This window comes from Bradyrhizobium genomosp. I (2014), assembly GCF_000261685.1.
Lineage (GTDB): Bacteria > Pseudomonadota > Alphaproteobacteria > Rhizobiales > Xanthobacteraceae > Bradyrhizobium.
In genome coordinates, this window is sequence record NZ_AJQE01000285.1 from 1 (window position 1) to 408 (window position 408).

General features: G+C 65.7%; 1 protein-coding gene. It reads right to left on the bottom strand.

Translation table 11 applies throughout. The features are described from left to right. On the bottom strand, positions 1-408 hold a 408-nt coding region (locus IC50_RS26115; protein ID WP_035711470.1), incomplete at both ends, for a hypothetical protein.

Consider the following 408-nt stretch of genomic DNA (forward strand, 5'->3'; position numbering starts at 1 on the left):
GTTCGTGACGCCCGCGCGCCGCACGATTTCGACAAAAGCCTGAAGCTCGTCGATCGAAGCCACATAGGTCTCCGAGATAGCCGTTTCCGCGGCCGGCTCTGTCGCTCCGAAAGGCCTTGCTTCGGCCGACAGGTCACTCTGCACGACCACGGCCGAAGTCGCTGCACCAACCAGCGGCTCAAGCCCATCCGGCTTGACGTTGTAGAACTCGGCGCGTGCGATCCGTTGCGCGCCGCCGGCCTCCAGGTTGAGGGCATCCAGCCAAACGCGATCGCCTTCGGGCATACCGGCGATCTCGAAGCGATCGAGGACGGCAGCACCCGGGGCCGGTTTCACCAGTTGCAGCCGCAGCGTCACCGCGATGACGGCGTGCGAGCCGATTTTTGCCGCGGCTTTCGGACGCGTCCG